Origin of the sequence: Bordetella genomosp. 9, assembly GCF_002119725.1 — a bacterium.
Classification (GTDB): Bacteria; Pseudomonadota; Gammaproteobacteria; order Burkholderiales; family Burkholderiaceae_B; genus Bordetella_C.
Window position 1 is genome coordinate 3,680,413 of sequence record NZ_CP021109.1, and the last position, 12,823, is coordinate 3,693,235.

The following is a 12,823-nucleotide window of genomic DNA, read 5'->3' on the forward strand; positions in this document are numbered from 1 at the left end:
AGCTGATCGAAACCATGCGTGTGGAGCCGGACGGGCGAGTGCCGCTGCTGGCCGGGCATTTGGAGCGGCTGTGCCGGTCCTGCGCGGCGCTGGGGCATGTGTGGGATGAAGCGGACGTGCGCACGCGCATTCTGACCGCGGCGGGCGCGGCGCAGGGGCCGGGCCCTCACCGCCTGCGGCTCTTGCATCGCCGGGACGGCAGTGTCGCCATCCAGACCTCGCCGCTGCCGCCGCTGCCCGAGCCCCAGGGGGTGTGTCTGTGGACGACGCGCCTGCCGTCGGGCGAACCGCTGCTGCGCCACAAGACCACCCATCGCCCCTGGTTCGCAGGCATCGCGGAATGGCTGGCCGCACATCCGGATATCTTCGATGTGCTGTTCTGCAACGAGCGCGGCGAGCTGTGCGAAGGCAGCCGCAGCAACGTCTATCTGCTGATGGGCGGCACATGGTTCACGCCGCCGGTATCCTGCGGCTGCCTGCCGGGGGTACAGCGCGCTTCGCTGTTGCAGGCGGGAACGGTGCAGGAACGCATCCTGTACGAAGACGATGTGGCACGCGCCACCCGTATCCGCCTTTCCAACGGGCTGCGGGGATGGATGGACGTGGAACTGAAGCTCGGCGCGAAGGCCCGGCGTTAAGGACGCGCGTTAAGGACCCGCGTTAAGGACCCGCGTTAAGGCCGGGCGTTAAGGCGCTTCAGCGCCGGTCCATCGCCCACCGCAGCGCGATATCCGCCGCCGCCATGCCCATGGTCGCCGTGATGGTGACCGAAGACCCATAGCCGGCACAGGACAGGCCCTGCGGCGCCAGCGGCTGCGCCATCGCGCCCACATCGTCTTCCGCTTCACTGGCGGCCGTCCAGGCGGCGGGCAGGATGGCCGGCTGATCGAACCACAGCGCCGTCACGTGCATTTTCGGTGTGCGGGCCGGCGCCTTCCCGGCCTTGGCGGCAGCCTTGGGATAGCCATGCTCGCGCCGCAACTTGTTCCGCAGCTTAGCAAGCAAGGCGTCATTGCGGGCTTGCGACAGATCGCCCGCGCGCAGGGCAAGGGGATCCGTCTTGCCCCCGGCGCCGCCGCAGACCAGCAGTCGCAGGCCGCGCCGGCGCGCGTACAGGATCATGGCGATCTTGGCGGCCGCCTGATCGGTACAGTCGACCACGACGTCATGGCGGCCCGACAACACCTGCTCCACGTTGTCCGGCGTCACGAAGTCGTCGATGAGGGTAACGATGCATTCGGGGTTGATGCCCGCGATGCGAGCCGCCATTGCCGCGACCTTTGCCTGCCCCAGCGTTTCGGACAAGGCATGAATCTGGCGGTTCACGTTCGATTCGGCGATATGGTCCAGGTCGATCAGGGTCAGCGCGCCGACGCCGCTGCGCGCCAGGGCTTCCGCCGTCCACGACCCGACTCCGCCCAATCCCACCACCGCCACCCGCGCGGCGCGCAGGCGTTCCGGAGCCTGGGGGCCGTAAAGGCGCCCCAGGCCGCCGAACCGGCGTTCGGCGTCGATTTCACAGGCGATGGAGTCGGCGGACGGAATCATGACAGGCGGGATTTTCGCACGCCGGGCGCAAACAGGCCCTGGCGCTGGCCGTGTCCGCCCGGTGCGCGGGGTGACGTCAACCGGACGCCAGCCCGCCTTGCCTTGCCAACCGAAGATCGCAAGACCACCACGCGAGACGTGCGGACAGGCGCCGCAAGACGCGTCGCCGCTGCAAGTGGAAATTCCCGCGACGCGAGACGCCCTGCGCGGCGCAGACCGGAACATGCAGACCAACTGGCCTGCATCGACCCGCAATCGCGCGCGGCGCCTTGGCCGTGTAGAACCTTTCCTGCGCCGGGACAACGCCAGCGGATCCGGAATCAGTGCAACTCCAGCTTGTAGCCCACGCCGTAGATGGAACGGATCAGGTCGTGTCCCGGCAGCACCGCTTCAAACTTGCGGCGCAGGTTCTTGATGTGGCTATCGACGGTTCGGTCGGTAACGACCCGATGGTCCGCGTACAAATGGCTCAACAGGGCATCGCGTGAGAGGATCTTTCCTTCCGCCGCTGCCAGCGCCTGCAACAGGCGAAACTCCACTGGCGTCAGCGATAGCGGCTTACCGTTCAGGGTAGCCATGTGGTGCTCCGGCCGTATCTCCAGCAGCGATTGATGCGCCATGCCGGGCCCGGCGCCGCGCGCGCGCCGCAGGATCGCCTTGACGCGCGCCACGACTTCCCGGGGACTGAATGGCTTGCAGATGTAGTCGTCGGCGCCCATTTCCAGCCCGATGAGCCGGTCGATTTCCTCCACCCGTGCGGTGACCATGATGACCGGCACATCGCTGAAGGTGCGCAGCTCGCGGCAGACTTCAAGACCGTCGCGGCCGGGCAGCATCAGATCGAGCAGCACGAGTTCGGGCTTGAGCCGGCGGATCGTGGGGATCGCCTCGCGCCCGTCCGCCAGAGACTCGGTATCGTACCGGGCGGCGCGCAGATAGTCCGTCAAAAGCGAGGCCAGCTTTGGTTCGTCTTCTACGATCAGGATCATGATTTTTCTTCAGGATGCCGCGGTTTGCGCCGCGGGAAAGACAATGCGGATGCACAGGCCGCCCAGCGGCGAAGACATGGCCTGGATCGTGCCGCGATGCGATTCGACGATGCGCTGGCAGATCGCCAGCCCCAGCCCGGCGCCCCCGCTTTCGCGGGAACGGGACGGGTCCACGCGGAACAGGCGATCGAACAGCCGCGGAAGAAGCGCTTCCGGCACGCCCGGCGCGGAATCCTGGCACTCGACCGTCACGGTTTGGCCCTCGCCGCGCACGGACACTCGCACCAGCCCGTCGGGGTCGGTATAACGCAAGGTGTTTTCAAGCAGGTTGTTCATCAATTGCGTCAGCCGTTGCGCGTCGCCTTCGATGACGCATGGCGACTGCGCCATATCGGTTTCCACCCGCAGACGGCGCGATCCGAAGCGCTCGCGATACGCATCCACGCCCTGCTCCGCGATGCCGCACAAATCGACGTCCGCCATGCGATAGGACAATGCGCCCACATCGGCGAGCGACAGCTCGTACAGGTCGTCTATCAGTTTGCTCAGCAGCGAGACTTCGCTCTGCAGCGACGCCAGCGCGGCGGCGGAAAAAGGCCGCACGCCATCCTGCAGCGCCTCCATTTCACCGCGCAGGACCGCCAGGGGCGTGCGCAGCTCGTGTGAAATGTCCGCCACCAGTTCGCGGCGCAAGGCTTCGTTTCGCTCCAGCGTATGGGCCAGCCTGTTGAAGTCCTGCCCCAGCCTGCCCAGTTCGTCCTCGGAAGTGACGTTCACACGTGTGGCGTAGTCTCCAGCCGACAGGCGGTGCGTGGCGCTGGCCAGGCGCCTGACTGGCGCCAGGAAAATTCGCGCCAGGAAGATGCTGACGGCGGCCGCCAGCAGGGCTGCCAGCGCGCCGATGACCCACATGGCTTCCGACTGCTCGCGCTGGAATCGCTGATCGGCTTCGCTGGGCAAACGATCGGGCAAGGGCGCCACCAGCCAACCCACCGTCATCCCATCCACATCGATTGGACGACGCAAGGTGGCCGGCGCCGGGTAGGCGTACCCGGCCACGACCCGGTTCTGAGTGTCCAGCAGAGTGAAAGGCAGGGCGAGGAAATCCCGTCCGCGGGGCCAGCCCGGCTCGGGCGGTTCGAAGGGCGGCCCCGGGGGCGGCCCGCTGAGGCCCATGCCGGCATCGATCTCCGACAGCCAGTCCAGGGCGGCGCGATGCGCCGGCGGCCGATGCCGCGGCGGCTCGTCGGGAGGCACTGTCAGGATATGGTTCCAGAGCGACGTGTTGCCGCGCAGCGCATCCCAGTTGCCGTTTTCGCGGTAGATGTCCGCCAGTGATTGACGCATGCGCTCGATCCGCCGTGATTCGCGTTCCTTCACATACGAAAGGAAATGGCGCTCGAAGTTCCAGCGGACTGCCGTTCCCATGGCCAGCGTCACCGCCAGGCTGGTGGCGAGAATGGCCAGGAAAAGCTTGAACGTAATGCCTAGTCTCATGATGGGGCCGCGGCAACACGGTATTCAGGGAGCCGAGGCGGGAATGCCGACCGCATCTTAACTACTGAACTTGGCGGGTAACGGCAAGCAGCCCCTGGTTCCATAATCTTTTCGCATTGCCGGGGCGCTGTCTGCACCCTCTGCAAACTGTTGCATAAATGTTACTGCTTGCCGCCTTTAACCAAGGCGGCTCGACAGCACAAGGAGATAGGGACAGAATAGGACCAATTAACCGTGTCCCACACTGACCCCGCCCCTTCGATATCCCCCATTGCGGCCTCCGCCCCAGGCGCCGTGTCGCTGTGCCTGATCAACATGTTGAACCATGTGGCACTGACGGGCGGGCGCGTCACCGTCTCCCTCAGCGCGCTGCATATCGGCCTTTCGACCCTGACGGTCGGCATACTCATCGCCGTTTTCGCGGTCCTTCCCATGGTTTTGTCCGTCAAAGCCGGGAGATGGGTGGACCGGGTCGGCATACGGCGGCCCATGTACATCGGCACCGCCCTGATCGTTGCCGGCACCGTGGTTCCCGCTGTCGCGTCCACGCGCATTTCGCTGCTGCTGGCATCCTGCTGCATTGGCATCGGGTTCATGCTGCACCAGGTGGCGACGCAGAACGTGCTCGGCCAGACCCATGCGCCCGAGCGTCTCCGCAATTTTTCGTGGATGTCCCTGGCGCTTGCCGCGTCCGGGTTCAGCGGGCCGCTGGTCGGGGGATTGGCGATCGACCATCTGGGCAGCGACGCTGCGTTCGCACTGCTTGCGCTGGGCCCCATGGGCGCCGCCGCGGGCCTGTACCGGCTGCGCCGCCATCTTGCGGCAGGCGGCCGGCCGCGGGCCAACCTCGGCCAAACCCCCGCGAAAGTCACGGAACTTCTCGCAATCCCGTCACTGCGCCGCATTCTGCTCGTGAACACGATCCTGTCCGGCGCCTGGGACAGCCACCTTTTCATCGTTCCGCTGTTCGGCGTCGCAATCGGCATGTCGGCGACCGTGATCGGTGTTGTGCTCGCGTCGTTCTCCGCGGCGACTTTCGTCATCCGCCTCGGGTTGCCCTTCATTCAGCGCCGGGTGCGGTCCTGGACGCTGATCCGGGTGGCGATGGGGACGGCCGCGATCGACTTCATGGTCTACCCGCTGTTCACCGACGTTGCGGTCCTGATCGCGCTGTCCTTCGCGCTGGGGCTTGCGTTGGGGTCGAGCCAGCCAAGCATCCTGGCGCTGCTGCACGAGCATTCGCCGCCCGGCCGGGCAGCGGAGGCTGTCGGTTTGCGGCTGGCTCTGATCAACGGATCGCAGGTCTCGCTTCCCCTGACTTTCGGGGCGCTGGGTGCGGCCGTGGGCGTTGCGCCGCTCTTCTGGGCGTACGCCGTTACACTGGCCGCGGCCGGATGGTTCAATCGGAAGCCGCCCGGCGAAACCACGGGTCGATAACGCGGGAAGGAAGTTTTCATCGTGACGCAGTCATCCACCGGCCACGCCGCCGCGGAAGGTTCGCGCCTGCCCTTCAGACTATGGACGCCCGAAGAGCGGGAAGCCTCCATGCGCGAGGCGCTGGCCCACTGCCGCCCGGGCGAGGACGTCTGGATATTCGGTTACGGGTCGCTTATCTGGCGGCCGGAATTCGAGTACCGCGAGCGCCGCCTGGCCACGCTGCGCGGCCATCACCGCGCGCTATGCCTGTGGTCGCGCGTCAACCGCGGCACGCCCGAGTCCCCGGGCCTGGTGTTCGGGCTGGACCGCGGCGGCTCGTGCCGGGGCGTGGTCTACCGGCTCGCCGCGGCCGACGTACCGCGCTATTTCCCGGCGTTGTGGTCGCGCGAAATGTCGACTGGCGCATATCTGCCGCGCTGGCTTTCCTGCAGCACGGATGAAGGGCCGGTGCGCGCGCTGGTCTTCGTGATGAACCGCGCCAACCCGGCCTATATCCCCACGCTGCCGGAGCCGGAGCTGGTGGCCATCGTGCGGCGCGCCAGCGGCAAGTACGGTCCCTGCATCGATTATGTGCTTCAGACCGCCGAAGCCCTGGCGGCCGCCGGCATCCATGACCGCCGTCTGGCCCGGCTGTCGCGCGTTCTGGCGCACGAACGCCATACGCTGCCGGAGACCTGAGCGGCGGCGGCCCACCCGGGGCGGTAAACTGACGGCTTCGCCATCTTCCAGGCCGGCCGTGCTGCCAGCCTGCCGTGAGTTAGTCATGTCCCTCGCCGATCTGCGCCAAAGCTACGAGAAAAACGTCCTGCTGGAAAGCGACGCCGCCGCATCGCCGTTCGACCAGTTCGCCGTGTGGTTCGACGAGGCCCTGGCGGCGCAGGTTCCTGAACCGAACGCGATGACGCTGGCCACCGTCGACGCCCAGGGTCGTCCATCGGCCCGGATCGTGTTGGTAAAGGGCGCCGATGCGCGCGGGTTCGTGTTCTACACGAATTACGAATCGCGCAAGGGGCAGGACCTGGCCGCCAATCCGCGCGCCAGCCTTCTTTTCTTCTGGCAGCCGCTTGAGCGGCAGATCCGTATCGAGGGCACGGTGGAAAAAACCACGGCCGAGGAATCGGACGCCTATTTCCACAGCCGCCCGCTGGGATCCCGCCTGGGCGCGTGGGCGTCCCGGCAAAGCCGGCCGGTCAGCCGCGAGGCGCTGGAGGCGGCATTGCGGGAGTGCGAGCAGCGCTACGGCGACACGCCGCCGCGGCCGGCGCATTGGGGCGGCTATCGGCTGGTGCCCGACCGCTTCGAATTCTGGCAGGGCCGGCCTTCGCGCCTGCACGACCGGCTGGTCTACGAGCCGGATGCGGCCGCCGCCAGCGGCTGGCGCATCGTACGGCTGTCGCCCTGATCCGCACGCACTCCCCCGCTTCCGCCGGTTTCCGAACGCATCGCGCATGTCCGCATCTCCTCCCGATTTCGACGCCGCTCACTTTCGCACCGCCCTGGGTCGCTTCGCCACCGGCGTGACGGTGGTCACCGCCTCGGACCTGGACGGCACGCCGCTGGGCCTGACCGTCAGCTCCTTCAATTCGGTCTCGCTCTCGCCGCCGCTGGTGCTATGGAGCCTGTCCGCATCGTCCGGCTCCCGCGAAGCCTTCATGCGCTGCGAACGCTACGTCATCAACGTGCTCGCCGCTGACCAGTTGGCCCTGGCCGAGCGCTTCGCGCGCGGCAGCGTGCCGGAACGCTACGCCGGCATGCGCGACGTCCGCGCGCCGGGGGGCACCCGCATGCTGGATGAACATTGCGCAGCCTGGTTCGAGTGCTACAACCGCAGCCGCTATGAGGAAGGCGATCACATCATCATGATCGGAGAGGTGGAGCATTGCGGCCACAGCGGCGCCCTGCCTCTGGTCTATCACGCCGGCGGCTTCGACCTGACGCCGGCCGCCTCCGCAGTGGAACGGGAGTAATCGCAAGGATGAGTACCGATATCGATTGCGTGGTGGTGGGGGCCGGCGTCGTCGGCCTGGCCATCGCCCGCGCTTTGGCCCTTGCGGGCCGCGAGGTGCTGGTGGCGGAAGCCACGGAAGCCATCGGCACGGGCACCAGCTCGCGCAATTCCGAAGTGATACATGCCGGCATCTATTACCCGGCGGGCAGCCTGAAGGCAACGCTCTGCGTCCGCGGCAAGCACATGCTGTATGACTATTGCACGCAGCGCGGCATCCCGCACCGCCGGCTCGGCAAGCTCATCGTCGCCACCAACGCCGCGCAGAGCGCGATGCTGGACGACATTGCCCGGCGCGCCCGCGCCAATGGCGTCGACGACCTGGAGCGGATCTCCGGCCAGGAAGCCATGCGGCTGGAACCGGCGCTCCAATGCACGGCCGCGCTGGTGTCTCCTTCGACCGGTATCGTCGACAGTCACGCGCTGATGCTCGCGCTGCAGGGCGATGCGGAAAACGCGGGCGCCCAATGCGTGTTCCATACGCCGCTGCTGGGCGGCCGCGTGCGCGACGAAGGCGGATTCGAGTTGCAGTTCGGCGGCGACGAAGCCATGTCGCTGTCCTGCACGACGCTGGTCAATGCGTCGGGTCTGCATGCGCCGACGCTGGCGCGCACGATCGAAGGCGTGCCGGCGGCCAGCATTCCGCGCGAGTATCTTTGCAAGGGCAGCTACTTTACGTTGTCCGGGCGGGCGCCTTTTTCACGACTGATCTACCCGGTGCCCGAGCACGCGGGTTTGGGCGTGCACCTGACGCTGGACATGGGCGGACAGGCGAAGTTCGGTCCGGATACGGAATGGATCGAGAGCGAAGATTATTCGCTGGATCCGCGGCGGGCCGATGTGTTTTACGACGCGGTGCGCACGTACTGGCCGGCGCTGCCCGACGGCGCGCTGACGCCGGGCTACACGGGGATACGGCCGAAGATTTCCGGGCCGCGCGAGCCGGCAGCGGACTTCGTCATCTCGGGACCCAGGGATCATGGCGTGGCGGGACTGGTCAACCTGTTCGGCATCGAGTCGCCCGGGCTGACGTCATGCCTGGCAATCGCGGACGAGACTCTGGCCGCGCTGTCCAAGCCGCATACGGGCGCCGCGTCCCAGGCGTGAGTCCTTCGATTGCAATCATCCGGGCATGAACGCCATGCAGCACAACGACTACATCCTTACGCTTTCCTGCCCCGACCGCACGGGCATCGTTTATCGCGTCAGCGGCCTGCTGTTCGAGCTGGGCTGCAACATCCTGGATTCGCAGCAGTTCGGCGATGACGAGACCGGGCGTTTTTTCCTGCGGGTGCATTTCGATGTGCCCGCGGCGGTGACGGCCGAGGCGCTGCAAGCCCGTTTCGCCGTCCTGGCATCCGGCTATGCAATGGACTGGCAGATTCATGACGCGCGGCGCAAGGCACGCCTGCTGTTGATGGTAAGCAGGCAGGGCCATTGCCTGAACGATCTGCTGTTCCGGGTGCGCAGCGGCCAGCTGCGGGCCGAAGTGGCGGCGATCGTGTCGAACCATCAGGATTACGCCGGCCTGGCGGCTTCGTACGATATCCCGTTCCATTACCTGCCGGTGACGCCGGAGACCAAGGCCGCGCAGGAGCGCCAGGTTCTGGCGCTGGTGGAGCGCGAACGCATCGATCTGGTGGTGCTTGCGCGGTATATGCAGATATTGTCCGAAGACATGTGCCGGGCGCTGGCCGGGCGAGCGATCAATATCCATCACAGCTTCCTGCCCAGCTTCAAGGGCGCGCGGCCGTATCACCAGGCGCATCAGCGCGGCGTGAAGATCATCGGCGCGACGGCCCATTACGTGACGCCGGATCTCGATGAAGGGCCGATCATCGAGCAGGACATTGAGCGCGTGGACCACACGATGTCGGCGCAGGAGCTGACCCAGGTGGGGAGCGATGTGGAGTCTCTTGTGCTCGCGCGCGCGGTCCGGAGCCATGTGGAGCATCGGATATTGCTCAATGGGAATCGGACGGTGGTGTTTCGGTAGGGTTGTTTTTCGCTGCTTTTTCTGCGGGTGGTTGGTTGTTGGCTGGTGGTTGGTTGTTGGTTGTTGGTTGTTGGTTATTGCTGGCCTGGAGATGGGTTCTTTTGGCGTCCGGGGGGATTGGCGTGGGGCTTGGCCGGCCCGGTCGTCCGGTCCTGCGCGCGGGCGCAGGACACCGCATCGCTCGCTTCGTCCGGCGGCCGGTTGACGGTTTTTCGGTTTTGCGCACCTGTGCGGCTCGCCTCCCTTCAGCGTCCGCTCGCTCGGACTCCGACGGGCCGGCCAAGCCCCACGCCAACCCCCCGGACTCGTGCATCGCTTATTCGCGGGTGCTGGGGCGGGTGCGGTTCTTGGGCTTCGTGGCAGCGAAGGTGGCGGGGTGGAAGAGGTTGCGGGGCCCGGCCATTGCGTCCGCCCTGCGCGGACGCAATGGCCTTACGCGTTGTGGGTCGTGTGGCGGGGGTTGGGCCTTGGGCTTGGGGTTGGGCTTGGGGCTTGGGGCTTGGGGCTTGGGCGTTAGGCTTGGGGCTTGGGCTTGGGGCTTGGGGATGATCGATACGACAAGGGCGCCGTGAGGCGCCCTTGTCGTTTTGGTGGGTCCCGCCGGGGACGCCGGCGGGTTGAGCGGTCAGTGCGAGAGGATCTTCGACAGGAATTGCTGGGCGCGCGGGGAGCGCGCTTCCAGGTTGCCGAAGAATTCTTCCTTGTCGCAGTCCTCGACGATGTGGCCGCCGACGTCCATGAATACGACGCGGTTGGCCACTTTGCGGGCGAAGCCCATTTCGTGGGTGACGACCATCATTGTCATGCCTTCGCGCGCCAGGTCGACCATGACGTCCAGCACTTCGTTGACCATCTCGGGATCGAGGGCCGAGGTGGGTTCGTCGAAAAGCATGGCGATGGGATCCATGGACAGCGCGCGGGCAATGGCGACGCGCTGCTGCTGGCCGCCGGATAGCTGGCCCGGGAACTTGTCCTTGTGGGCGCTCAAGCCGACGCGGTCCAGCAGCTTCAGGCCGCGGGCGATAGCCTCGTCCTTGCTGCGGCCCAGGACTTTGACCTGGGCCAGCGCCAGGTTCTGCGTGACCGACAGGTGCGGGAAGAGCTCGAAGTGCTGGAAGACCATGCCGACCCTTGAGCGCAGCTTGGGCAGGTCGGTTTTGGGCGCGCCGACGGAGGTGCCGTCCACGGTGATTTCGCCCTTCTGGAACGGCTCCAGGCCGTTCACGGTTTTGATCAGCGTGGATTTGCCGGAACCCGAGGGGCCGCAGACCACCACCACTTCGCCCTTGGCGACGGAGGTGGTGCAGTCGGTCAAGACCTGGAAGTCGCCGTACCACTTGCTGACGTTCTTGATTTCAATCATTGCCATCGATAAACCCCTAATTGCGCGCGCTCAGCGAACGATCGCCATGCGCGTCTGCATGCGCTTGACCAGGCGCGAGAGCGTGAAGCAGATAACGAAGTACACGGCCGCGGCGAACAGATACATCTCCACCAGGCGTCCGTCGCGCTGGGCCACTTTCGACGCCGCGCCCATGAAGTCGGTGAGCGAGAGCACATAGACCAGCGACGTATCCTGGAACAACACGATGGTCTGCGTGAGCAGCACGGGCATCATGTTGCGGAAGGCCTGCGGCAGGATGATGCTGCCCATGATCTGGAAATAGCGCAGCCCCAACGCCTGGCCCGCCGAGACCTGGCCGCGGGAAATGGATTGGATGCCCGCCCGCATGATCTCGCAGTAATAGGCCGCCTCGAAAAGGGTGAAGGTGACCAGCGCGGACGTAAATCCGCCCACTGCCAGGGGCCGGTCGGCGCCGGTAATCCAGGCGCCGATGTACGGGACCAGAAAGTAGAACCAGAAGATGACCAGCAGCAGCGGCAGCGCGCGCAGGCCGTTGACGTAGACGGCCCCGATCGCGTTGAAAAGCCGGTTGTTCGACAGCCGCATCATGGCCAGGATGGTGCCCAGGACGAGGCCGCCGATGGCCGACAGAATGGTCAGCTTCAGCGTGAAGACCATGCCATCGCGGAACAGGTAGGGCAGCGAACGGACGATGACGTCCCAATCGAATGCGTAGTTCATCGCGTTCTCCTCAATGCCCGCCGCCGCCGTTGGCGCGCGATCCGACGAAGCCTGGCACCGAGACGCGGCGCTCCAGGGCGCGCGCGCCGAACTGCACCACGATATTCAGGGCGAAGTACAACAGGGTCGCGCCGGCAAAGGCCTCGAACACCTGGAAGCTGAATTCCTGCATGGAACGGGCGGCGCCGGTAAGTTCGAGCAAGCCGATGGTGAAGGCGATCGACGTGTTCTTGATCAGGTTCAGAAACTCCGACGTCAGCGGCGGCAGGATGATGCGAAACGCCATGGGCAACAGGACGTAGCGGTAGACCTGCACGGGCCGCAGTCCCATGGCGGTGCCGGCCATGCGCTGGCCGCGCGGCAGCGAGCCGATGCCCGAACGCACCTGCTCGGCGACGCGGGAAGAGGTGAAAAAGCCCAGACACAGTACGGCGGGCCAGAACATGCCCCAAGGGGGCGGCATCTGCTTGATGGTATCGCCGATCGACTGCGGCACCAGCTCCGGCATCACGAAGTACCAGAGGAACATCTGGACCAGCAGCGGCACGTTGCGGAAGATTTCGACGTAGACGGTACCGATGCGCTGCGCAATTTTGCTGTCGGTGGTGCGCATCACACCGATGACGGAACCCAGGGACAAGGCCAGCACCCACGCCAGCAGCGCGGTGGAGACCGTCCAGCCCAGGCCGCGCAGCAGCGCGTCCAGATAAGTGCCGGAGCCGTCGGGCGCCATCTCGAAGAAGATGGACCAGTTCCAGTTGTAATGCATGTGTGATCCTGCGGAAAAACCACGCCGGCGCGGTTGCGCCGGCGCAAAGAATCGGCATGGCGTCCGCCGCGGCGGACGCGGGACGAAAAAACGTCCCCTCATGCCCTTACATCATGTCGGTCAGCCCCAGCGCCCCACGAATCGCGCGGCGCCTGGGCAGCAAGCTTAACGCACCCCGCCAGCCCCGCAGAAAACCGCCCCATCGGGGCCGCCGCGGATCCGGCTGCATCGCCGCGCGAGAGCGAAGCGCGCAGCACTTCGGGGTGAGCTAAATCACAACAACCCGTAGCCACGAAGACCGCTGCCCCCCGACCGGGGACGCAGCGGATCCGGCTCCGCCGGTCCGCCAACGTCGCCCCCTCGAGGGCGAAGCGCGCCAGCGCTTCGGGGGTGGGCTGAACCACACCAACCCCTAGCCACGAAGACCGCTGCCCCCGACCGGGGACGCAGCGGATCCGGCTCCGCCGGTCCGCCAACGTCGCCCCCTCGAGGGCGA

General features: G+C 66.3%; 13 protein-coding genes. 7 read left to right on the forward strand and 6 right to left on the reverse strand.

Going from position 1 to position 12,823, the window contains the following annotated elements:
• Nucleotides 1-14: 14 nt before the first annotated feature.
• The gene (locus tag CAL13_RS16910) at nt 15-638 is read left to right on the forward strand and encodes an aminotransferase class IV family protein (RefSeq protein ID WP_232467847.1); all 624 of its coding nucleotides are present in this window, start codon (nt 15-17) and stop codon (nt 636-638) included.
• A 58-nt stretch (nt 639-696) separates the two neighbouring features.
• On the opposite strand, the gene CAL13_RS16915 is transcribed toward CAL13_RS16910, so the two are convergent.
• The 3 genes from CAL13_RS16915 to CAL13_RS16925 form a co-directional block, all read right to left on the reverse strand.
• The gene (locus tag CAL13_RS16915; protein WP_086073014.1) at nt 697-1,548 is read right to left on the reverse strand and encodes a tRNA threonylcarbamoyladenosine dehydratase; all 852 of its coding nucleotides are present in this window, start codon (nt 1,546-1,548) and stop codon (nt 697-699) included.
• A 320-nt stretch (nt 1,549-1,868) separates the two neighbouring features.
• Nucleotides 1,869-2,537 carry a response regulator gene (locus tag CAL13_RS16920; RefSeq protein ID WP_086058423.1) on the reverse strand — a complete coding sequence of 223 codons (669 nt, stop codon included), beginning with the start codon at nt 2,535-2,537 and terminating at the stop codon, nt 1,869-1,871.
• A 9-nt stretch (nt 2,538-2,546) separates the two neighbouring features.
• Nucleotides 2,547-4,034 (reverse strand): ATP-binding protein, encoded by a 1,488-nt coding sequence (locus CAL13_RS16925; RefSeq protein WP_086073015.1) that lies wholly within the window; start codon nt 4,032-4,034, stop codon nt 2,547-2,549.
• 234 nt (nt 4,035-4,268) lie between these two features.
• Here CAL13_RS16925 and CAL13_RS16930 point away from each other — a divergent pair, with 234 nt between their 5' ends.
• From CAL13_RS16930 to purU, 6 genes are all read left to right on the forward strand, one after another.
• Nucleotides 4,269-5,471, forward strand: coding sequence for an MFS transporter (locus tag CAL13_RS16930; protein WP_420042402.1), 1,203 nt, complete (start codon nt 4,269-4,271; stop codon nt 5,469-5,471).
• Nucleotides 5,472-5,579: 108 nt separating this feature from the next.
• Entirely contained in the window at nt 5,580-6,149 is a 570-nt protein-coding gene (locus tag CAL13_RS16935) for a gamma-glutamylcyclotransferase (RefSeq protein WP_086059547.1), read from the forward strand.
• An 85-nt stretch (nt 6,150-6,234) separates the two neighbouring features.
• Entirely contained in the window at nt 6,235-6,873 is a 639-nt protein-coding gene (gene pdxH / locus CAL13_RS16940) for a pyridoxamine 5'-phosphate oxidase (RefSeq protein WP_086073016.1), read from the forward strand.
• A gap of 46 nt (nt 6,874-6,919) precedes the next feature.
• Complete coding sequence (locus CAL13_RS16945; RefSeq protein WP_086058426.1) at nt 6,920-7,438, forward strand: flavin reductase family protein; 519 nt, start codon at nt 6,920-6,922, stop codon at nt 7,436-7,438.
• An 8-nt stretch (nt 7,439-7,446) separates the two neighbouring features.
• Entirely contained in the window at nt 7,447-8,583 is a 1,137-nt protein-coding gene (locus tag CAL13_RS16950; protein WP_086073017.1) for an NAD(P)/FAD-dependent oxidoreductase, read from the forward strand.
• A 34-nt stretch (nt 8,584-8,617) separates the two neighbouring features.
• Nucleotides 8,618-9,472, forward strand: a complete 855-nt coding sequence (gene purU, locus CAL13_RS16955; protein WP_086059548.1) for a formyltetrahydrofolate deformylase — start codon at nt 8,618-8,620, stop codon at nt 9,470-9,472.
• 625 nt (nt 9,473-10,097) lie between these two features.
• Here purU and CAL13_RS16960 read toward each other — a convergent pair.
• Genes CAL13_RS16960 through CAL13_RS16970 form a run of 3 tightly spaced genes read right to left on the reverse strand, consistent with a single transcriptional unit; the run spans nt 10,098 to nt 12,327 of the window.
• A complete protein-coding gene (locus tag CAL13_RS16960; protein ID WP_086058428.1) occupies nt 10,098-10,835 on the reverse strand; it encodes an amino acid ABC transporter ATP-binding protein in 738 nt (245 codons plus the stop codon).
• 30 nt (nt 10,836-10,865) lie between these two features.
• On the reverse strand, nt 10,866-11,558 hold the full coding sequence (locus CAL13_RS16965) for an amino acid ABC transporter permease (protein ID WP_086058429.1): 693 nt from the start codon (nt 11,556-11,558) through the stop codon (nt 10,866-10,868).
• A 10-nt stretch (nt 11,559-11,568) separates the two neighbouring features.
• Nucleotides 11,569-12,327, reverse strand: a complete 759-nt coding sequence (locus CAL13_RS16970) for an amino acid ABC transporter permease (protein ID WP_086058430.1) — start codon at nt 12,325-12,327, stop codon at nt 11,569-11,571.
• Nucleotides 12,328-12,823: the final 496 nt, after the last annotated feature.

What these genes read in the sequence shown, in the direction of transcription:
- CAL13_RS16950 (WP_086073017.1), top strand. Translation starts at nt 7,447, where the DNA reads ATGAGTACCGATATCGATTGCGTGGTGGTGGGGGCCGGCGTCGTCGGC.
- CAL13_RS16920 (WP_086058423.1), bottom strand. Translation starts at nt 2,537, where the DNA reads ATGATCCTGATCGTAGAAGACGAACCAAAGCTGGCCTCGCTTTTGACG.
- CAL13_RS16910 (WP_232467847.1), top strand. Translation starts at nt 15, where the DNA reads ATGCGTGTGGAGCCGGACGGGCGAGTGCCGCTGCTGGCCGGGCATTTG.
- CAL13_RS16945 (WP_086058426.1), top strand. Translation starts at nt 6,920, where the DNA reads ATGTCCGCATCTCCTCCCGATTTCGACGCCGCTCACTTTCGCACCGCC.
- CAL13_RS16925 (WP_086073015.1), bottom strand. Translation starts at nt 4,034, where the DNA reads ATGAGACTAGGCATTACGTTCAAGCTTTTCCTGGCCATTCTCGCCACC.
- CAL13_RS16935 (WP_086059547.1), top strand. Translation starts at nt 5,580, where the DNA reads ATGCGCGAGGCGCTGGCCCACTGCCGCCCGGGCGAGGACGTCTGGATA.
- pdxH (WP_086073016.1), top strand. Translation starts at nt 6,235, where the DNA reads ATGTCCCTCGCCGATCTGCGCCAAAGCTACGAGAAAAACGTCCTGCTG.
- CAL13_RS16960 (WP_086058428.1), bottom strand. Translation starts at nt 10,835, where the DNA reads ATGATTGAAATCAAGAACGTCAGCAAGTGGTACGGCGACTTCCAGGTC.
- CAL13_RS16970 (WP_086058430.1), bottom strand. Translation starts at nt 12,327, where the DNA reads ATGCATTACAACTGGAACTGGTCCATCTTCTTCGAGATGGCGCCCGAC.
- CAL13_RS16965 (WP_086058429.1), bottom strand. Translation starts at nt 11,558, where the DNA reads ATGAACTACGCATTCGATTGGGACGTCATCGTCCGTTCGCTGCCCTAC.
- CAL13_RS16915 (WP_086073014.1), bottom strand. Translation starts at nt 1,548, where the DNA reads ATGATTCCGTCCGCCGACTCCATCGCCTGTGAAATCGACGCCGAACGC.
- purU (WP_086059548.1), top strand. Translation starts at nt 8,618, where the DNA reads ATGCAGCACAACGACTACATCCTTACGCTTTCCTGCCCCGACCGCACG.